Source organism: Pedobacter frigidisoli, from assembly GCF_004331675.1.
Lineage (GTDB): Bacteria > Bacteroidota > Bacteroidia > Sphingobacteriales > Sphingobacteriaceae > Pedobacter > Pedobacter frigidisoli.
Genome location: NZ_SJSN01000007.1, coordinates 82,796 through 103,443, shown reverse-complemented (window position 1 = coordinate 103,443; position 20,648 = coordinate 82,796). Strand labels below are relative to the sequence as shown.

Annotated in this window: 21 protein-coding genes; 13 read left to right on the top strand and 8 right to left on the bottom strand. The window is 36.1% G+C overall.

The window, feature by feature from the left end:
- Positions 1-48: 48 nt before the first annotated feature.
- From rpmB to rimO, 9 genes are all read left to right on the top strand, one after another.
- Positions 49-282 (top strand): 50S ribosomal protein L28, encoded by a 234-nt coding sequence (gene rpmB, locus EZ449_RS10410; RefSeq protein ID WP_025145121.1) that lies wholly within the window; start codon positions 49-51, stop codon positions 280-282.
- Between the two features lie 44 nt (positions 283-326).
- Positions 327-509, top strand: a complete 183-nt coding sequence (rpmG, locus tag EZ449_RS10405; RefSeq protein WP_010599807.1) for a 50S ribosomal protein L33 — start codon at positions 327-329, stop codon at positions 507-509.
- An 81-nt stretch (positions 510-590) separates the two neighbouring features.
- Positions 591-746, top strand: a complete 156-nt coding sequence (locus EZ449_RS10400; RefSeq protein ID WP_116250260.1) for a DUF4295 domain-containing protein — start codon at positions 591-593, stop codon at positions 744-746.
- 118 nt (positions 747-864) lie between these two features.
- Complete coding sequence (locus tag EZ449_RS10395) at positions 865-1,092, top strand: hypothetical protein (RefSeq protein ID WP_131558398.1); 228 nt, start codon at positions 865-867, stop codon at positions 1,090-1,092.
- Positions 1,092-1,505, top strand: a complete 414-nt coding sequence (locus EZ449_RS10390; protein ID WP_131558396.1) for a type II toxin-antitoxin system VapC family toxin — start codon at positions 1,092-1,094, stop codon at positions 1,503-1,505. The genes EZ449_RS10395 and EZ449_RS10390 overlap by 1 nt, the downstream gene beginning before the upstream one ends.
- Positions 1,505-2,467, top strand: a complete 963-nt coding sequence (ftsY, locus tag EZ449_RS10385; protein ID WP_131558394.1) for a signal recognition particle-docking protein FtsY — start codon at positions 1,505-1,507, stop codon at positions 2,465-2,467. Before EZ449_RS10390 ends, ftsY begins: the two co-directional genes overlap by 1 nt.
- A gap of 69 nt (positions 2,468-2,536) precedes the next feature.
- Entirely contained in the window at positions 2,537-2,770 is a 234-nt protein-coding gene (locus EZ449_RS23300; protein ID WP_131558392.1) for a GxxExxY protein, read from the top strand.
- A gap of 34 nt (positions 2,771-2,804) precedes the next feature.
- Positions 2,805-2,909, top strand: a complete 105-nt coding sequence (locus EZ449_RS23490; RefSeq protein WP_131558680.1) for a GxxExxY protein — start codon at positions 2,805-2,807, stop codon at positions 2,907-2,909.
- Positions 2,910-3,002: 93 nt separating this feature from the next.
- Complete coding sequence (gene rimO, locus EZ449_RS10370) at positions 3,003-4,334, top strand: 30S ribosomal protein S12 methylthiotransferase RimO (protein ID WP_131558390.1); 1,332 nt, start codon at positions 3,003-3,005, stop codon at positions 4,332-4,334.
- A gap of 67 nt (positions 4,335-4,401) precedes the next feature.
- On the opposite strand, the gene EZ449_RS10365 is transcribed toward rimO, so the two are convergent.
- From EZ449_RS10365 to EZ449_RS10350, 4 genes are all read right to left on the bottom strand, one after another.
- Entirely contained in the window at positions 4,402-4,746 is a 345-nt protein-coding gene (locus tag EZ449_RS10365; protein WP_131558388.1) for a hypothetical protein, read from the bottom strand.
- 355 nt (positions 4,747-5,101) lie between these two features.
- A complete protein-coding gene (locus EZ449_RS10360) occupies positions 5,102-6,100 on the bottom strand; it encodes an NAD(P)H-dependent glycerol-3-phosphate dehydrogenase (protein WP_225872285.1) in 999 nt (332 codons plus the stop codon).
- Positions 6,101-6,227: 127 nt separating this feature from the next.
- Complete coding sequence (locus EZ449_RS10355; protein ID WP_131558386.1) at positions 6,228-7,571, bottom strand: efflux RND transporter periplasmic adaptor subunit; 1,344 nt, start codon at positions 7,569-7,571, stop codon at positions 6,228-6,230.
- Positions 7,572-7,601: 30 nt separating this feature from the next.
- Positions 7,602-8,960: a TolC family protein gene (locus EZ449_RS10350; RefSeq protein WP_131558384.1), complete on the bottom strand. Its 1,359-nt coding sequence runs from the start codon at positions 8,958-8,960 to the stop codon at positions 7,602-7,604.
- A 73-nt stretch (positions 8,961-9,033) separates the two neighbouring features.
- Here EZ449_RS10350 and EZ449_RS10345 point away from each other — a divergent pair, with 73 nt between their 5' ends.
- The gene (locus EZ449_RS10345; protein WP_131558382.1) at positions 9,034-9,690 is read left to right on the top strand and encodes a polysaccharide deacetylase family protein; all 657 of its coding nucleotides are present in this window, start codon (positions 9,034-9,036) and stop codon (positions 9,688-9,690) included.
- A 987-nt stretch (positions 9,691-10,677) separates the two neighbouring features.
- On the opposite strand, the gene EZ449_RS22650 is transcribed toward EZ449_RS10345, so the two are convergent.
- Positions 10,678-10,836, bottom strand: a complete 159-nt coding sequence (locus EZ449_RS22650; RefSeq protein WP_165499737.1) for a hypothetical protein — start codon at positions 10,834-10,836, stop codon at positions 10,678-10,680.
- A gap of 122 nt (positions 10,837-10,958) precedes the next feature.
- Between EZ449_RS22650 and EZ449_RS10340 the strand changes: the two genes are divergently transcribed.
- Positions 10,959-13,238 carry an aconitate hydratase gene (locus tag EZ449_RS10340; RefSeq protein WP_131558380.1) on the top strand — a complete coding sequence of 760 codons (2,280 nt, stop codon included), beginning with the start codon at positions 10,959-10,961 and terminating at the stop codon, positions 13,236-13,238.
- Between the two features lie 177 nt (positions 13,239-13,415).
- On the opposite strand, the gene EZ449_RS10335 is transcribed toward EZ449_RS10340, so the two are convergent.
- Both EZ449_RS10335 and EZ449_RS10330 read right to left on the bottom strand, forming a co-directional pair.
- On the bottom strand, positions 13,416-13,847 hold the full coding sequence (locus tag EZ449_RS10335; RefSeq protein ID WP_131558378.1) for a putative signal transducing protein: 432 nt from the start codon (positions 13,845-13,847) through the stop codon (positions 13,416-13,418).
- 135 nt (positions 13,848-13,982) lie between these two features.
- Entirely contained in the window at positions 13,983-15,320 is a 1,338-nt protein-coding gene (locus EZ449_RS10330) for a GH1 family beta-glucosidase (RefSeq protein ID WP_131558375.1), read from the bottom strand.
- 98 nt (positions 15,321-15,418) lie between these two features.
- Here EZ449_RS10330 and EZ449_RS10325 point away from each other — a divergent pair, with 98 nt between their 5' ends.
- Positions 15,419-17,962, top strand: a complete 2,544-nt coding sequence (locus EZ449_RS10325) for a PKD domain-containing protein (RefSeq protein ID WP_131558373.1) — start codon at positions 15,419-15,421, stop codon at positions 17,960-17,962.
- Between the two features lies 1 nt (position 17,963).
- On the opposite strand, the gene EZ449_RS10320 is transcribed toward EZ449_RS10325, so the two are convergent.
- Positions 17,964-19,778: a MutS-related protein gene (locus EZ449_RS10320; RefSeq protein WP_131558370.1), complete on the bottom strand. Its 1,815-nt coding sequence runs from the start codon at positions 19,776-19,778 to the stop codon at positions 17,964-17,966.
- Positions 19,779-19,943: 165 nt separating this feature from the next.
- Between EZ449_RS10320 and rlmH the strand changes: the two genes are divergently transcribed.
- Positions 19,944-20,417, top strand: a complete 474-nt coding sequence (gene rlmH / locus EZ449_RS10315) for a 23S rRNA (pseudouridine(1915)-N(3))-methyltransferase RlmH (RefSeq protein WP_131558368.1) — start codon at positions 19,944-19,946, stop codon at positions 20,415-20,417.
- The last annotated feature ends 231 nt before the right edge of the window (positions 20,418-20,648 follow it).

The window sequence follows — 20,648 nt, the reverse complement described above, 5'->3', positions numbered from 1 at the left end:
CTCTTAAAAAAATTAAGCGGACGATATTAACAACTATATTTACAAGTCATGTCAAGAGTTTGTGATTTAACAGGAAAAAAAGCAATGGTAGGTAACAACGTTTCTCACTCAAACGTTAAAACCAAACGCAAATTTTACCCAAACCTACAACTTCAGAAATTTTATATTCCTGAAGAAAACCGTTGGATTACGTTGAAAGTTTCTACTTCAGCGATTAAGACCATCAATAAAGTGGGCATTAGCGAAGCAATTAACCGTTTCGTAAAAAAAGGATTTTTGTAAAAAACATTAACTGTTGAGATTAACAGTTTACAATTTATATTAAAATGGCAAAAAAAGGTAACAGAGTTCAGGTTATTTTAGAATGTACTGAACATAAAGAAAGTGGCATGCCGGGTATGTCTAGATATATTTCTACCAAAAACCGTAAAAACACTACAGAGCGTTTAGAATTGAAAAAATTCAATCCAGTGTTGAGAAAAGTAACCGTACACAAAGAAATAAAATAATTGATTAACAGATTGATTTAATGATTGATTTAATTCACTCATTCCAACATTCTCTAATTCGATCATTAAAATTATAAGAACATGGCAAAGAAAGTAGTTGCAACCCTTAAAACAGGTACAGGTAAAGAATATTCGAAAGTTATTACAATGGTAAAATCAGCTAAAACTGGTGCTTATTCATTCAAGGAACTTATCGTACATAACGACCACGTAAAAGATGCTATTGCATCTAAATAAGGTTAATATTTTTTAACAGAAGATATTAAAAGCCGTTCCGTTTTAACCGGGAGGGCTTTTTTTGTTATATAAAATTAAGCCCAAAAATAATTGGTTATCTTTGATAAAAAGCATGATTATGGAAGCATATAAGTTTAAAGCCAAAGTTTCTGAGAATGGGACAATTGTTGTTCCAGATGGATTTGATGTAAAAAACAAAGAAGTTGAAGTAATTATTTTAGATGAGGTGAATCTCGGCAGACCAAAGAAAAATATGAAAGAATTTCTAGATAAGTTTTCTGGTGTGCTAGAGGGTATCGATCCTGATAAGGCTAAATACGATTATCTTATGGAGAAGCATAAATAATGAATATTTTATTTGACACAAATGTTTTTATCGATATTAGTCTTAAACGACAACCTTTTTACAATGATTCTTTTGAGTCTTTAAATAAGGTTGATGATATAAATGTCAAAGGATTCATTTTAGCATCAACATTTACTGATATCTATTACATCTGTAAAAAAAACATTGGTCACAATAAAACAGTAGATATTCTTGTTACGCTTATTAACACTATAGGTATTCTTGGTGTTAATTATGATACCATAATTTTCGCACTTCATTCCAACTTTTCTGATTTTGAAGATGCTGTACAAAATGCTGCAGCTGAGTTAAATCAAATTGATATCATTATAACTAGAAATACACAAGATTTTATCAATAGCAAAATCCGAGTATTAACCCCTACTGAATTTTTAGAAAAATATAAACAATAATGGGCTTATTTGATTTTTTCAAAAAGAAAGAAACTGCGCCTGAAGCTCAAGAAGCTTTAGATAAAGGTTTAGAGAAAACCAAAGATGGTTTCTTCAACAAAATTACCAAAGCTGTTGCAGGAAAATCAACCGTTGATGATGAAGTGCTCGATAATTTGGAGGAAGTCTTAGTTACTTCTGATGTTGGTGTTAGCACTACCCTAAAAATCGTCAAAAGAATTGAAGATCGCGTTTCTAAAGATAAATACCTGAATACATCAGAACTCAATTTCATCTTGCGTGATGAGATTCAGCTTTTATTATCAGAGAATAATAGTAACGATTTCCGCCAATTTGAATATGGCGACCACAAGCCGTACGTAATTATGGTGGTTGGTGTAAATGGTGTTGGTAAAACAACAACCATCGGAAAACTTGCACATAAGCTTAAGGAATCTGGTCTTAAAGTTGTTTTAGGTGCCGCTGATACTTTTCGTGCTGCTGCTGTAGATCAACTTAAACTTTGGGGCGAGCGTGTTGGTGTTCGTGTAGTTGCCCAGCCAATGGGATCAGATCCTGCTTCGGTAGCATTCGATACATTACAATCTGCTGTTGCAAACGGAGAAGATGTAGTAATTATCGATACTGCTGGTCGTTTGCACAATAAGGTAGGCTTAATGAATGAACTTGGTAAAATTAAGCAGGTAATGCAAAAAGTTGTTCCAAATGCACCTCATGAAATTCTTCTAGTTTTAGATGCCTCAACCGGACAAAATGCTTTTGAACAGTGTAAACAGTTTACCGAAGCAACTGATGTTAATGCCTTGGCCATCACGAAGCTTGATGGAACAGCAAAAGGTGGTGTAGTGATTGGGATTTCAGATCAATTTAAAATTCCTGTTAAATATATTGGTGTTGGCGAGAAAATAGGTGATCTACAGTTGTTTGATAAGAAAGAATTTGTGAATAGTTTGTTTAAATAAACGCAAGCCGTTGATTGCACCGATTTTTAGTTCATTACACTGATTACAAAAATACTTAAGCAGATAAATATGACTGAAAATCAGAATGATAAGCTTACTGAGATTATAATTGGTTGTTGCTTTCAAATACACAATGAGCTCGGGCCTGATTTTCTTGAAAAAATCTATGCAAATGCTTTAAAAATAAAACTGAACCAAGCTGGATTGTTATTTCAAGCAGAAAAAGAATTTGATGTACTCTTTCAAGATGTCAATATTGGAAAATTTAGGTGCGATCTTTTTGTTGAAAATCAAGGATTGTAGAATTAAAATCAGTTACAGGATTTCAACCTAAGTTATTCAAAGTCAACTTATATCATATTTAAAAGCCAGCAAAGTTAAAACAGGTTTATTGATTAACTTTGGCAATACCAGCTGTGAAATAAAAAGGCTCTCTGTTTAACACTTAAAATATAAAACTCAAAATCTTTTATCAGTTGCAATGTTATCCACCTTTATCAGTGGAATCATTTATAATCGGTGACATCAACATTATATGAATACAAAAATAGTAAAAAGTAAAAGCGCCATTAAACAACCTAAAATCAATGTCATTACATTAGGTTGCTCAAAAAATATTTACGATTCGGAAGTGTTGATGGGACAGTTGCGTGGAAACAATTTAAATGTTGTTCACGAATCTGATAAGATGGGAAAAGATGATATCGTAGTCATAAACACCTGCGGTTTTATCGATAATGCCAAGCAAGAATCTATCGATACTATCTTGCAATTCAGTGATTTAAAAGCCGCTGGTAAAATTGGAAAGGTTGTGGTTACGGGATGTTTATCAGAACGTTACAAACCAGAACTTGAGTCAGAAATCACAAATGTTGATGCATTTTTCGGCACCAACGATTTACAAAATATACTACACGAATTAGGTGCTAACTACAAACATGAGCTAATTGGCGAACGTTTGCTAACGACTCCATCTCACTTTGCTTATTTTAAAATTGCCGAGGGATGTAATCGTCCCTGCTCTTTTTGTGCCATTCCGCTTATGCGTGGGAAGCACTTAAGCAAACCTATGGAAGAATTGGTTAATGAGGCAAAAATCTTAGCCAAAAACGGGACCAAGGAATTAATTTTAATTGCTCAAGATTTAACTTATTATGGGTTAGATTTATACGGTGTACGCAAGTTAGATGAGTTAATGCGCCGTATATCTGATGTTCCAGGAATAGAATGGATTCGTTTACAATATGCCTACCCAAGTGGTTTCCCAATGGAGATTTTGGATGCCATGAACGAACGTGATAACATTTGCAAGTATCTGGATATGCCCTTACAGCACATTACAGATAACATGCTGAAATCGATGCGTCGCGGTACTACAAAACAGAAAACCATTGATTTGGTAAATCAGATTAGAGATAAAGTTCCAAATATCGCTATGCGTACCACGCTTATTTGCGGATATCCTGGTGAAACAGAATACGATTTCCAAGAGATGAAAGATTGGGTTGCGGAGACTAAATTCGATCGTTTGGGTTGCTTCACTTATTCCCATGAAGAAAAGACACATGCACACACTTTAGTAGATGATATCCCTGAAGAAGTTAAACAACAACGTGTAGATGATATCATGGAAATTCAGCAAGGCATTTCATTTGATATCAATCAAGAAAAAGTAGGTAAAACCTTTAAGGTGTTGGTTGATAAGAAAGAGGGTGATTTCTTTGTAGGAAGAACTGAATTTGATTCGCCTGAGGTAGATAACGAAGTTTTAATTGATGCGGCTACGGGTTATGCTGCAAACGGAAGCTTTGTAAATGTTAAAATCGACAGGGCTGAAGATTTCGATTTGTACGGAACGATTGTTTAAAAAAATATAATCAACAAAAAAACCGATAATTAATTATCGGTTTTTTTGTTTTCGAACGAATTCGTTATTAGTTTTTAGTTTCTATCCTAGTTTTGATTTGGCTAGGTTTTAACCAAATTTTTGCACCTTTCGAATTCACGTAATACTTTTCGTTTTTAGCGTTGATATAAACATCAGAACCATCTGGTGCCATTTTACCTTTCCAAGTTTTATCAGCTACTTTAGAACCACCTTTCACGGCAACTTCAGCTGTTTTATTACCAACTGATTTAGCGCCTTTTCCAATTGCTTTACCAGTATGATCTAGTGCTTTACCAACTTCAGTTTTCTTTTTTTCTTGTGCATTTACACTTAAGGTTACACCGCCGAATAATGCGAGTGTTAATAAACCTGCTACAATTTTCTTTTTCATGACAGCTATACTTTTTATTTAATATGATAACAGCCGATATGCAATTTTGTTTTGTTTCTTAGCAGCTGCATTTATTAAAAAAACCTTATTGAAGCGGCTATACTTTTTGTTGCAGGGCGAAACAAGTTTCCCAGTACATTCACAAAAAGATAGTAGCGAAAAGGAGGGCTACAATAACCGAAACCGCACAGCAACTGCTTTACATAAAATTAAAATATCCTCTTTTTTCGAAGCGCAGGGCAATAAGCATTTATTAAAGTCTGTTCCCGTTCTTCGCTGTATCATTTCGCTACGCTACATGGATGCCGCTTCGCCCGGGGATAAAAACATCGTCTGTGCAATAAAAACCCATGCGTTAATTAAGCTTTTCGGCTAGCAATTTCATCTCAATTTGTGGAGAACGATTTTCATATAAAATATTATGCACTGCTTTGCAAATCGGCATTTCGACGTTGTAGGCCTGATTTTTAATGTGCATACATTTAGCAGCATAATATCCTTCGGCAATCATATTCATTTCCAGCTGGGCAGATTTTACGGTGTAACCTTTTCCAACCATATTACCAAAAGTTCTATTACGGCTAAATTGAGAATAAGCCGTAACCAATAAATCGCCAAGGTAGGCTGATTCCTTAATGTCGCGATTGATGGGATGAACCACCTCTACAAAACGGTTAATTTCTCGAATGGCATTGCTAATTAAAACGGCCTGAAAATTATCGCCATAACCTATTCCATGGCAAATACCGCTGGCCACGGCATAAATATTCTTTAAAACCGCGGCATATTCGGTTCCGAAAATATCATCAGAAACATTGGTTTTAATGTAGCGAGTGTTTAGTAACGCTGCAAAGGCCGAAGCTTTTTCGACATCAGTACAGGCTATGGTAAGGTAGGAAAGCTTTTCGAATGCAACCTCCTCAGCATGGCATGGGCCACTCACAACCAAGATATCGTGATAAGGAATAGCGTACTTTTCGTGCAAGAATTCGCCGATAATTAAATTGTCTTCAGGTACAATTCCCTTAATTGCAGAAACTATTTTCTTACCTTTTAAATCTTCTGGGGTAATGGTAGATAAGGTTTGTTTTAGAAAGGCAGCGGGTACATTTAAAATAACAAAATCGGCAGATTTTATTATGGCATTCACATCTGAGGAGATATTTTCTGCTGGAAGCTTAATTTCTACAGAGCTTAAATAATGCGGGTTATGCTTAAACTTGTTGATGTGCTCGATTGCAACCTCGTTACGCATCCACCAGTAAATTTTCTTTTCAGATAAATTATCTGATAGCATTTTAACTATGGCAGTAGCCCAGCTCCCGCCTCCTATCATTGCTATTTTAGGTACCATGGTTATTGATAAAAAAGGGTGTAAGGTAAAAGGTGTAAGCTATAAGGTTTAGACCATGCGCCTTAAACCCTAAACCTTACACCCAAAACCATTGCGCAAGTTAATATTTCTTACGATTAAATATAGCTTACTTTTTGCCGTCTTTACTAAACAGTTGGTCCTTAGCTGTTTTTTCTACAAGCATTCCATCCTTTAATTTATTCTGAATTGCAGAATAAGGGCCAGTTACGATTTCTTGTCCCGCTTTAACACCAGATTTTACGATGATGAATTGATCGTTTTGAATACCTGTTGTAACTTCTGTTTTCTTAACTTTTTTAGTTTTAGCATCGTAATCATAAACATATTGCTTAACTTTTTTATCGGTTAATTTAGATTTTTGCTTATCTGTATTTTCTTGATTTCCTTGGTTGTTCTTTGCATCGTCTCCGGTTTTTCCATTCTCGGTAAATACAGCTTGAATTGGAATGGCTAATCCTGAAACTGATTCGCTTTCGATATCTACTGTTGCAGACATACCTGGGCGGAAAATAGATTGTTGCTTACCTGCCAATTCCTCCGTAATTCTGATTTTTACAGAGAAGTTGGTTACCTGATCTACCGAGGTTGAGGTTGAAGCTCCAACTGCGGTTGATGAACTAGCAATTTCAGTTACCACACCTCTAAATTTCTTGTCAGAGAAAGCATCAACTTCGATAGAAGATTTATCGCCTACTTTAACACGGGTAATATCGTTTTCATTTACATCAACATTTACTTCCATTGATGATAGATTAGAAATACGCATGATCTCGGTTCCTGCCATTTGAGAGGTACCCAAAATACGATCGCCTAATTCTATAGATAATTTAGAAACCACACCATCAACTGGAGCATAAATTGTTGTTTTAGCTAAATTTGCACCTGCTTCTTTCACATTTGCTCCTGTTTGCTCTAAGGTAAATTTAGCACCAGTAACATTTTCCTTAGCACTTGCTAAAGTTGCTTTCGCACCTAAATAGGCGGCTTTTGCAGCGTCAAATTCCGATGCTGAGATTACCTTTTTACCAAAAAGCTCAACATTACGTTTATAAGTGGCATCGGCATTTACAAAATTAGCCTGACTTTGTGCCAATTGTTGTTGTGCTGAAGCTACACTTGCTTTCTGTGCGTTATAACTAGCAACCGTTCTTTCATAGCCCGATTGTAAAACATCAGGACGAACCTTACAAAGCAGTTGACCAGCCTTAACAATATCACCTTCTTTTACTTTCAATTCTACAACCTCTCCCGATACTTCAGAACTTAACTTTACTTCTGTTTCTGGTTGAATTTTACCACTTGCTGTAACTGTTTCAATAACAGTTTTATCTGATGCTTTTTCTGTAGTTACTTTTTCAGTTTTATCACCGCCAATAACTCCAGCAAGTTTCAGTGCGATTAGAATGGCAATGATAACACCAAGTGTAATTAATATGTGCTTCAGTTTCATAATTGTTTATTGTATTTCGTTTGTTTTTTATTAAAATGTAATCTGTTTGCCTAAGTAATAGTCGATTACTTTTGCCCTAAATAATAAATCGTATTTAGCTTGGATAAAATCAATTTCTGCTTTGTTTCTGTTCGTTTGTGCTGTACTGAAATCTAGCGAATTAACTAAGCCTACATTGTAGCGTTGTTCTACAACATAAAATGCATCCTTTTGTGCATTAAATGCATTTTGTGTTGATCTAAAGCGACTTTCAGCAGCTTTTAAATCAGTTGTTGCCTGAAATATAACTTTGTTTAAATTATTTTTAGCCAGCTGCTCTTGAGTTAATGTATTGTTATAAGTAATCTTTGCTCGGCGAACGTTTGAGCGAGCGGAGAATCCGTTAAAAATTGGAATCTGCAAACTCATACCAATGCTTTGGCCTAAACGCTGATCAATTTGATCTACAAAGGATGACTGTGGATTTTGACCGGCATAATTAAACTGGTAAGAATAAGAAGTATTTAAGCCTGCACCCATACTCAAAGATGGATAGTAACCGCCCTTTGCTACAGCGATTGCCTGTTTAGCCGCTAACGACCTCAAGCCTGCAAGTTTAATATCTGGAAAGATATTTAATGCATTATTATATATTTCTTCCGGACTTGCCGTATTTGGTACAGCCTTAATATTATCGATTAATGGCGCCTGAACTAAAAATTTTTGATTTGGCTGCATCTCCATTAATTGTCCTAAGGTTAAATAGGAAATAGAAAGTGCATTCTGCGCATTCGTTAAGTTAAGTTCTGCAGTTGCAACCTGCGATTTTGCTTGAGAGATATCTGCTAGCGTTTTATTACCTGCATCAAGTAAGGCATTCTCTCTTACCAATGTTTTATTTGAAATATCTAATTGTTCTTTAGAGGCTCTTTCTAGATCGGTATTATACAAAACTTGTAGGTAAGCGGTTACAACATTTAAAATCAAATCATTTTTAATCTTATCAACGTTACTTTTATCGGCTTCTAAAAGCGTTTTATTCTGTCTAATTTGATTGATTTTCGAAAAACCCTGAAACAAATCTACGTTTGTACTTAAATTTCCACTTGTATATAGTGATGTTTGATTTGTAACCTGAAAAGTAGTTTGATCTAAACCTCGACCAAAAGTTAAATTTGGATTTATGCTTGCATTTAAATTTGGATAAAGTGCATATTTCGATTGCGTTAAATTTTCTTCGCTAATGGCGGCACTAAACTGAGCTTGTTTAATCGTAAGGTTATTCGTGAGGGTTTTATCAACTGCTTGTTGTATAGTGATTACTTCTTGGGCTTTCACAACTTGGCTAAAGCTTATGGCAATTAATAATGCAGAACCGGTAAAAAATTTTGTTTGGGTAAACATCTTCATAATTTGTTTCAAATCTATATAAACAACTTCAATAATTTAAATCTGTACAAGCATTTACTAACTTTGGCTTGTAATGTACCTGATCAAATCACCGCTTCTGCTAAAATGGTATTATCCATCCTTACTTTGGAATAAATCCCGCACCGATAAAGTTATTTATTTGACCTTTGACGATGGACCTATACCCAATGTTACAGACTTTATATTAAAAACTTTAAAAGCTTTTAATGCTAAAGCTACATTTTTTTGCATTGGCAATAATATTGTAAAACATCCCGAAGTTTTTGAACGTGTAAAAAGCGACGGGCATGCCATCGGAAACCATACATTTAACCATTTAAAAGGCTGGAAAACCGACGATAAAACCTATATTGAAAATACTTTAAAATGCCAAACACTTACTAAAACTAATCTTTTCCGGCCACCTTATGGGAGGATTAAGAAGAGTCAGATAAGAAGTTTGGAGTCACTAGTTTGGAGTTCGGAGTCCAACTCCCAACTCCAAACTAGTGACTCCAAACTCAAAATCATCATGTGGGATGTACTCAGCGGTGATTTTGACATCAATCTTGCCCCCGAAAAATGTTATCACAATGTGATAAAAAATACCCAAAACGGATCAATAATCGTTTTTCACGATAGCTTAAAAGCCTTTGATCGATTGGAATATGCACTGCCACGGGTTTTAAAATATTTTACAGATCAAGGTTTTACTTTTTCAACGTTGTAGCGATAAGCCATTGTTGTGCCAATAAAACTTTGTCTGTCTAATGGTCTATTAATCACAATTAATAGCCATTTTAATAAGTTGATGCGTTCGGAACTGAACATTAATGTTCGTTAATGAACAGTTGAAATATGCTTCATATCAGTAATTGATTCCGAGGGATAGGTACTTTAGTAAATACTCGATTAAAAGAATCCGTAATCAAGGATAAACCACCCCTTATCCCCTCCTTGAAAGTAAGGAGGGAAGTTGGACAATGCTTATTGAAAATGTTATCGCAATATTTAAGTATGTGGGTTCAACCGTAGAGCCAAAATTAAATGCAGGTAATCTTGCTAAGTACTTACGACTCCCCTCCTATTTTAGGAGGGGTATGGGGGTGGTAAATATTGCGATAGGAAAGGATTAAATAATCTAATTATAGGCACGAATAAATAGTCGAGTAACAAGAATCCGTACTTCAGGATAAACCACCCCTTATCCCCTCCTTGAAAGCAAGGAGGGGAGTTGGACAATGCTTACTGAAAATGTTATCGCAATATTTAAGTGTGTGGGTTCAACCGTAGAGCCAATAATAAATGCAAATAATTTCCCTAAGTACTTACGACTCCCCTCCTATTTTAGGAGGGGCGAGGGGTGGTAAATATTGCGATTTAAAATAATTAATAATCTAGCTATAAGTACTTTAACAAATATTCGAGCAATAAGAATCCGTACTAAAGGATAAACCACCCCTTATCCCCTCCTTGAAAGTAAGGAGGGGAGTTGGACAATGCTTATTGAAAATGTTATCGCAATATTTAAGTATGTGGGTTCAACCAGAAAGCCAAAAATAAATACAATTAATTTCCCTAAGTACTTACGACTCCCCTCCTATTTTAGGAGGGGTATGGGGGTGGTAAATATTGCGATAGGAAAGGAATGAACACCCCATCAAAAGTTAGCAACCACTTCATTTTTCAAGCTTTTACTATCATTCACAGTTCCTTATTACTTCGTGACAGAGTTTGAAGCCACTCCATTATTAGCTAGCCCCGATTGAACGGATGCCGATTCTTCATCGGCAGGAGGAAAAGCGGGAACAAACTTTAATTGAAAAACTGCCATTGCGCTCCAAGAAATTAGGCACAATATTTTAAGCGTTTGCATCACGTTTTATTTAGAATAATCCTAAATAATACAATGATTTAAGTATGACTGCTATAGGCATATTTTTTTTGTAAATTCGCAGCTAATAGAATAGAAGTATTACCTTTTAACCAATAAAATCGATGGCTTTTGATATAGACATGATTAAAAAGGTTTATGCAAACTTCGGGAGCCGCGTAGATGCAGCTCGTAAAGTAGTTGGCAGACCTTTAACATTATCAGAAAAAATATTGTATGCTCACCTTTGGGATGGCGATCCTAAAAAAGCATTCTCTCGCGGAACAGATTACGTAGATTTCGCTCCAGACCGTGTAGCTATGCAAGATGCAACGGCGCAAATGGCACTTTTGCAATTTATGCAAGCTGGTCGCCCGCAAGTTGCTGTTCCTTCAACGGTTCATTGCGATCACTTGATTACCGCTAAAGAAGGCGCTGCAATAGATTTACCTCATGCTAAAACAGAAAGTGCTGAAGTTTTTGACTTCCTTTCTTCTGTATCAAATAAATATGGTATCGGTTTCTGGAAACCAGGAGCAGGTATTATTCACCAAGTAGTTTTAGAAAATTATGCTTTCCCAGGTGGAATGATGATTGGTACCGACTCTCACACTGTTAATGCAGGTGGTTTAGGTATGGTTGCTATTGGTGTTGGTGGTGCTGATGCTTGTGATGTAATGGCTGGTTTACCTTGGGAACTTAAATTCCCTAAATTAATCGGTGTTAAATTAACAGGTAAATTAAGCGGCTGGACTTCTGCTAAGGATGTAATTTTAAAGGTTGCTGGTATTTTAACCGTAAAAGGCGGTACAGGTGCAATTGTAGAATATTTTGGCGATGGCGCTATTAACTTAAGCTGTACTGGCAAAGGAACCATTTGTAATATGGGTGCCGAAATTGGTGCAACTACTTCTACTTTCGGTTACGATGAAAGCATGGAACGTTATTTACGTGCTACCAATAGAAACGAAGTTGCTGATGAAGCAAATAAAATAAAAGAATATTTAACTGGTGATGATGCTGTTTATGCAGATCCAGAAAATTATTTCGACCAAGTAATTGAAATTAATCTTGATGAATTAGAACCTTATTTAAACGGTCCTTTTACTCCAGATTTAGCTACTCCAGTTTCTCAAATGAAAATTGAGGCGGAGAAAAATGGCTGGCCATTAAAAGTAGAATGGGGATTAATTGGTTCTTGTACCAACTCTTCTTACGAGGATTTATCAAGAGCAGCATCAATTGCAAACCAAGCTATTGCAAAAGGTTTAACTACAAAATCTTCATTTGGTATTAATCCAGGTTCTGAGCAAGTTCGTTATACTGCAAATAGAGATGGTTATTTGAAAACTTTCGAAGATTTAGATGCTACAATTTTCACCAACGCTTGCGGACCATGTATTGGTATGTGGGACAGAACAGGCGCAGAAAAAGCAGAAAAAAATACAATCGTACATTCATTTAACAGAAACTTTGCTAAACGTGCTGATGGTAATCCAAATACTTTCGCTTTCGTAGCTTCACCAGAAATGGTTGCAGCTATTGCAATTGCTGGAGATTTAGGTTTCAACCCATTAACTGATACGTTAACCAACGATAAGGGCGAACAAGTAAAATTAGATCCACCTGTTGGAGATGAATTACCTGTTAATGGTTACGCTGTTGAAGATGCAGGTTTCCAAGCACCAGCTGCTGATGGTTCATCGGTAGAGGTTTTGGTTTCTCCAACTTCGCACCGTTTACAATTATTAGATCCATTTACACCTTGGGAAGGTACAGACTTAAAAGGCTTGAAACTTTTAATTAAGGCTAAAGGTAAATGTACAACAGATCATATTTCTATGGCTGGTCCGTGGTTAAAATTCCGTGGTCACTTAGATAATATTTCTAACAACATGCTTATTGGCGCAGTTAATTACTTCAACGATAAAACTGATAACGTTAAAAATGAATTAACTGGCGAATACGGCCCAGTTCCGGCAACTCAACGCGATTATAAAGCTGCAGGAATCGGCTCTATTGTAGTTGGTGATGAAAACTATGGCGAAGGTTCTTCTCGTGAACATGCGGCTATGGAACCTCGTCACTTAGGTGTTCGTGCTGTTTTGGTTAAATCTTTCGCTCGTATCCACGAAACAAACCTTAAGAAACAAGGTATGTTAGGCTTAACATTTGCTGATAAAGATGATTACGATAAGATTCTAGAAGATGATATGGTCGACATTATTGGCTTAACTACATTTACGCCAGATGTACCTTTAACTTTGGTTTTACACCATGCAGATGGAACGGAAGAGCAATTTTTCGTTAACCATAGTTACAATGCTCAACAAATTGAGTGGTTTGTTGCAGGTGGTGCATTAAATATCATCAGAAGAGAAGCTGCGCTTAAGGCACAAAGCTAAAAGACGAAAGCAGAAAGTTTATACAATCCCGTTTTGTTAAAAGCAGAACGGGATTTTTTATTTGGAAAGCAATTACAGTAATTCTTGGGTTAGGCTCGGTCCCGCTAATGCTGCTGCCGAAGAAAAATCGGCATTCGCGAATATCGGGTTTAGACAATTTGGCAAGTGCAATAAACCCTAATTAAACTCATGACCACAATCATAACAGTGAAAACATTTTTTTGCAACTACTGGTGGCGAAAAGGTGATAAAAGAAAGCATATTCGCAAACAAACCGTATTTCTCTTTAGTAGCTGTGCCGTAACTCACATTGGTAGAACCACATTTCTCGCAAACATTTGATCCATCATTTGCATCGGGAAAATTTTCAGTTTCAAGATCTAAATTTGTACTATTATCTTCAACTAGTAACTGATTGATATTTTCAACATCCCTTTCAAAAACAATAAGTTTGATACCACCAATAGCTTGGTTATAGAGTGGGTTTATGGTAGCCACATTTTCATCAGCAAGGAAGCATGAAAAACCAGAATCTTCCAACTTGGCTCTAATGATATTCGCTTCCATCGCGTTGTAGTACGTACTGTAAACTATTGTTCTATCATTCATGCATCCAAGGTAACAAAATTTTCCTGCAGATTTAAAATGATAACATATCGCAGATTTTCGCAGATCTTTACCTTTGCAATTATAAAAGAATCTTTTTTAATCCGCGATCCTTTTCTGCGATATCGGCGGGAAAATCTAATTATCCAAAAACTCCTGCCACCAATATCCCGAATATTTTATGGTGCGTTTCAGGGTTTTGAAATCAGTATGTACCAATCCGAAACGTGCATTAAAACCCTCGGCCCATTCAAAATTATCCATAAGTGTCCATGCCATATAACCTGTAATATTTATTCCCTCATGCTTAGCCCTTAATAATGCGGCTAAATAAAGTTTAAAATATTCAATACGTTCTACATCCACAATGCTATCATTAACTAATTTATCATGATAAGCTGCACCATTTTCAGTAATCATGATATTTTTGATATTTGGATAGGCAGCAAACTGCTTAATGATATTAAAGAAACTATCAGCATTTACCTCCCAACCCATTGCCGTATGTGGTTTCTTTCTGGTCTTTGCCTTTACTTCCCAGGCCTGAATAACCGGAATAAAGGCATTATATTTTATCGTTAAGGGAAAGTAGTTTTGTAAGCCAATAAAATCGAAATCAAATTTCATCCTTTCCTTTAATCGCCAAGTTCCATATTCAATCTGAAATTTCTCCAACACATCCCAATCTCCAGTAGGGAAACCTAAACCTTGGGCAGGCTCCACAAAAAGTCGATTCATTAAACAATCTATCCGCTTTGCAGCTAGAAGATCGTTATCACTCTGTGTATTTGGAATAATTTCTGAGCAAGAATAAGTAGTCCCAATATTTGCATTGCTTATTTCCGAACGTAGAATTTTACCTCCATCCGCTTGCGCCAATGCAGTATGTAAAATTGCCGGAAAGAAATTACTCAATCCCGTTTTACCTGGCGCATGTACACCTAACATATAACCCAAAGAAGTGTAACCAAATGGTTCATTCAGCACAATCCAATTTTTTACTTTATCTCCGTATTCTTTGGCACAAATTCGAACAAAATGATTAAATGCCTCATTAATGGTGAAACTTGTCCAGCCGCCCTCATTCTCTAAAGCTTGTGGCAAATCCCAATGGTATAGCGTTACGTATGGAGAAATTCCATTCGATAAACATTCATCGATTACATTATGGTAAAATCGTATCCCTTCTTGATTGATCCCTCCATTACCAAATGGCAAAATCCTGGCCCATGCAATGGAAAAGCGAAAAACCTTAAATCCTAAAAACTTTACTAAGGCAATATCCTCTACATATTTATGATAAAAATCGCAAGCAATGGCCAGCTTATTTCCCTTTTTAATTTTTCCGTTTTTTGCCGAAAATGTATCCCAAATGGATGGACCTTTACCATATTCTAAAGCTGCACCTTCTACTTGGGCTGCTGCACCTGCAACACCCCACAAAAAATCAGGTCCAAAATCGCTTGCTTTAATCATTTATACGTTGATTGAGCGTAAGTTGCAAGTTTACTATTAACAAATCATTAACAATTCAAATCTTCTTAAAAGAAAACATTTTTTGATAGTTTTACAATATGCGTTTCTCATTAGCACTTATATTTTTTATACTCACAAACCTTGCCGTTTTTGCAAAGTTTGCAGCTCCTGTAAATGATGATTTGTTGAATGCAATTACGATAACCAACACAACTGCGTTCTGCAGTGAAGATGCTGCCTACAGCAATATCGATGCTACTGCTAGCAGCTATAACAAGCCAATGAATTGGTCGAATGTTGGCAAGGATGTTTGGTTTAAATTTACCGCTACTAAAACTGATGTAAATATTTATGCCACTGGGCAAGTGAATGGCAATAATACCAATACTATGCTAATTCCCTTATTGGCGTTGTACACATTTGATCCGTTGACAAATTTCATTACCGAAATACCAGCTGCAACCTCAATTTCGATCAATGTTAATGCAATGTACAAAGGCGGCTTAAAACTTGGTCAGGTATATTATATTAGAATAAGTGCCTTTAATGATAACACTGGAACATTCAAGCTGTGTGTAGATAATTATTTCCCACCATTACAGCCTGGTCAAGATTGTGGTACTTTCTCTATATTATGCTCTAAAGAAACTTTTACGCAACTAAATGTTGCTGGTGGAGGAAATAATCTGACCGAAACCATTGGCACTTGCCTAGACGGAAACGAAGCTAACACAGCTTGGTATATGTTTAAGGCTTCGAAAGCTGGTAGTTTTACTTTTACAATTACGCCAACGGTAACTACAAATGACATCGATTGGGTATTTTATGATTTAGGCTTGAATGGCGATTGTAGTAACATGAATGCCGCTGCAGCAATAAGATGTGCCGCCGGGAGTGGCGTTACCTGTACCCCGACCTACTATAAAACTGGTTTAAGCTTAACAGAGACCGATTTAACAGAAGCTGGCGGGTGTAATCAAGGCCAGAATGGTTTTGTTAAATATGCAGATTTAGTTGAAGACCATGTTTATGCCTTGCTGGTCAATAATTATGATGAAGCTAATAACGGCTTTACCCTAGAATTTGATGGAACAGCAGATTTCGCTGGGCCAACTGCAGAAATTGAAGTTCAAAAACTAAATCCTTGTACCGATAATCAAGCTTACACCTTTACAAGTAATGCAACAAATTATGCATCATTGAAATGGGAATTTGGTGATGGTGCAAGTTTATCAACAGCAACTGGCGAAGGGCCTTTTACGATTACTTACAGTACGCCTGGTTTAAAAGTTATTGTTTTAGAAGCCAAATCTACAAATGGCTGTAATGTGATTAACACAGAAACAATCATCGTTGCCAAAACACCCGATAAGCCAATTATAACACCATCGGATGTAACTTTATGCGAGGGCGACATCCTCAAACTCTCCACTCCCTTTTTAGATTTAGCCACTTACCATTGGACAGGACCGAATGGATTTTTATCGGAAAACCAAAATCCAGAAATCCCGATTACAGGAGTTGAAAATGTTGGTATTTACAGTTTATATATTCAAGTTGGAGATTGTGTAAGTGAGGTGAATAGCGTGGAAATTCTTTCGGTTGATTTAAAGCCCGAAGCTATATTTTCTATCGAAGTTAACAACAAATGCGAGGCAAACCAAAGTTTCTCCATTGTAAATGCCTCCACAAAATACACCAAACTTATGTGGGATTTTGGACCAGGTGTTAAGAGTGAAATCACCACATTAAACGATAGCAGGGTTTTGACATTTGACACTCCAGGATTAAAAACCCTAACCCTAACTGTGGAAACGCCTAACGGATGTACCTCTACAATAAGTCATGATATTTTGGTGGAGCTAAAACCCGAGAAGCCAGAAATTGCAGTTAACCAAGCTTTATTTTGTTTGAAGGATATCATTAAATTATCAGTTCCAGAATTGGATGGCATTGTTTACGCTTGGACAGGCCCAAACAAGTTTAATGCAAGTACAAGCAGCGTGGAAATTCCGATTACAGATTTTAATCAGGCTGGGGAATATGTAGTTACCCTTACTTCTGGTACTTGTACTTCTGATCCAGCCAGTATCACTATCCCAGAAATTGCCAGAATTCCTATAGCCAACTTTTACACAGAACCAAGTTTTAATGTGAAGTTTTCGGTTCCGGCTCCAATAACATTCATTAACACCTCTAAATTTGCAGATTTTTATCTTTGGGAGTTCGGCGACGGATTTACTTCAACTGATCTAAGTCCAACGCACAGATATCAAATCGATGGAATTTTTAAGATTAAGCTAACTGCTTTTTCTAAGAATGGTTGCTCAACCTCCATCATTCAAGGTGATTTATTGGTAAAAAAGGAAGCTTCGATTTTTGTTCCTAATGCATTCTCTCCTAACGGCGACGGTGTAAACGATAACCTTGTTGTTGGCATTACCAATCTGAAAAAATACCGAATCCAGATTTATAACCGCTACGGTAATCAAATCTTTTTTACCGATAACATCTTCGATAACTGGAAAGGAGATTTTAAGGGAAACCAGCTTCCAGTTGGTGTTTATTATTACGTAATATCGGGCACCAACCTTTCTGAAAATAGTGTGAGGTATTCTGGCTCCATCACGCTAATTAGGTAATTTAATCCAAACTCAAACCAATTTCTTTCAGTAGAATTGCGGCATTAAAGGTTTTACATGGCCCATGTTTAAGCTTATAGTCAAACCTCATTTCGCCTTTTGTTATTTGAATATCGAAGTGGAAATTTCGAAGCGTATCAAGGTGATCTTCCTTTAAATCGGCCAATTGTAAATCATGGGTAGCGAAAAGTGCTGGCGTTTTTTCTGCTATTAATTTTTCTACAAAAACTTTAGATCCAAGGTACTTATCCCGACTATTTGTTCCACGAAGCATTTCATCAATCAACACAAAAGTATCTTTATCGCTTACCACGTTATCCAAAATCATTTTTAAGCGGTTAAGCTCAGCCTTAAATGTAGATGTACTTTCATTTAAGGAATCCTTAATCCGCATGTAAGTATTTATGGAGAAAACCGATAACGACATAGAATGAGCAGAAACCGGGCTACCAGCATAAGCCAAAACCATGTTAATTCCAATTGTCCTCAAGAAAGTACTTTTCCCAGCCATATTAGAGCCCGTAACAATATCTACCGTCGGCTTTATTTCTACTTCAAAATCGTTGCTAACTCTGATGTTTTCGGCAATAAGCGGGTGACCAACGTTCTCAGTTTTAAGTGTAAATTCTTCCTTTAAAACTGGATAATTCCATTCTGGATGATTGTAGGATGTTGTGGCCAAAGAAATCAATTCTTCAAAATCCCCTAAATGATCTAAGGCTGAAACCACATCGTTTGATGAGGCTTTGTGCCACTTATCCAAGCTAATGCAACATTTTAAATCCCAAAGCAATAGTGCGTTTAAAATTCCACCAACCACAATATTTAGACGGGCATCAAAGTTTTGAATAATCTTCGAAAGGCTTTTTATTTCCTTACTTACCGGAATTTTGGAATCGAAAAGATTTAAGATGTAACTGCTTTTCCATTCTTGATTTTCCGTCCAAAGGATGGCACTGGCATAACCATTTAAAAGCGTTGAACCACCACCAAAACTATAAAAAACGAGGTTAATTTTCGAATTCAATAAAATATTTAATCCCGTATGGATGAGGAAGAAAAGAATAAGAAGTTGCCAAAATGCAGCACTTACAAATACAGCGGAAATAACCAATGCGATGGAAATGTAAGGCACTATGCTGACGTAAAACCTCAAAAACTTCCCGCTAACAAAATGCAATTGTTGGGCGAGTTGCGATTTAAGTTGGCTTTTGATCTGTTCGATTTTATTCACATCATGTCCATGTAAATTGGCCCTAAAATCAAATGTATTTTCAATTTTAGAAGTCATTTCCTTAACAGCTTCCTGCCTAAGCAAAATTTGATCTATGGTTGTTTTAGTCGATAACTTTTCTGCGAGCAAATCGTTCCCCGTTTTTGTACTACAGCGATTTAATAATGCGAAGAGCGAGGAATATCCAAAAATATCAAGATCAGAAGTGTATGGATGGGCCTCAGATTCATATTTCTTGCCGCTATCATATCCATTTTCCTCGCCATTTAATATTTTAGACTCATTTTGATAAACCCATAATAATTGCTTTTGATAATCGATTTCCAGATCTAACTTACTTTGCTTCCGCACTACATAAGCAAAAATGAAAATTGGAATAATGAGTGCCACCTGAATAAGGGTGCGTAAACTGTCATCATTAGAATTAAGCAGCGAAACAAATAGCAAAATTTCTGTTAGAAATAAGCCGATTCTAACAAACGAAAGCTGTTCGATCAATTTCTTAGTTTGTTCTATTTGTTCGGAAACACCATCAATTTTTGAGGTATAGATAGAATTTACTTGCGGATTTATAGTTGACATTGGCCGTGGCAGATTAAATATTTTACTGTAATTGGGATAATGGCGTATTGGTTTTTAACTGGAGCATGAAAAAGGCTTTGATATATTTTTTAATTTCTATCTAAAATTGCTTTACATTTTATCTAAGTTTGAATCTTCAAAACCCTAAAGATAGGCAAATAATAAATGAAGATTACCCTTATCGCCATTGGCAAAACTGAAGATAAATATTTAATTGAGGGAATTGAGAAATACATCAATCGCCTAAAGCATTATATTAATTTTAGTTTTTTGGCTTTGCCCGATGTAAAAAATGTAAAAAACCTAAGCGAGGCACAACAAAAAGCCAAGGAGGCAGAATTGCTTCACAAACAAATTAATAATGGCGATGTTGTTATTTTGTTAGATGAGAAGGGAAAAAAATATACTTCCGTAGATTTTTCCAGCTACCTGAATAAACAAATGGTAGGAAGTGTACAACATTTAATTTTTATTATTGGCGGTCCGTACGGTTTTGACGAAAGCATTTATAAGCGGGCGAACGGCTTAATTTCTTTATCTGACATGACATTCTCTCACCAAATGATTCGTTTATTTTTTGTTGAACAATTATACAGAGGCTTTAACATCTTAAAGGGTGAGCCTTATCATCATGCCTAAGATGGATGAGGTAATATGGAAAATGTAATGAAAAAAAATATGGAATACCGATTCCGAAATCATCATTAAAATAAAAAAGATATGTTGGGTAAATATAAAAGAGACTACCGTTACAGAAGCAATCAGAACGGCCAGAACAAAGTTTTATGGATTAGCCTTGTTGTAGCCTTAACAATTGGAGCAATACTATATTTTCTAGATATAAGATCATAAAAAAACACCAGACAAATG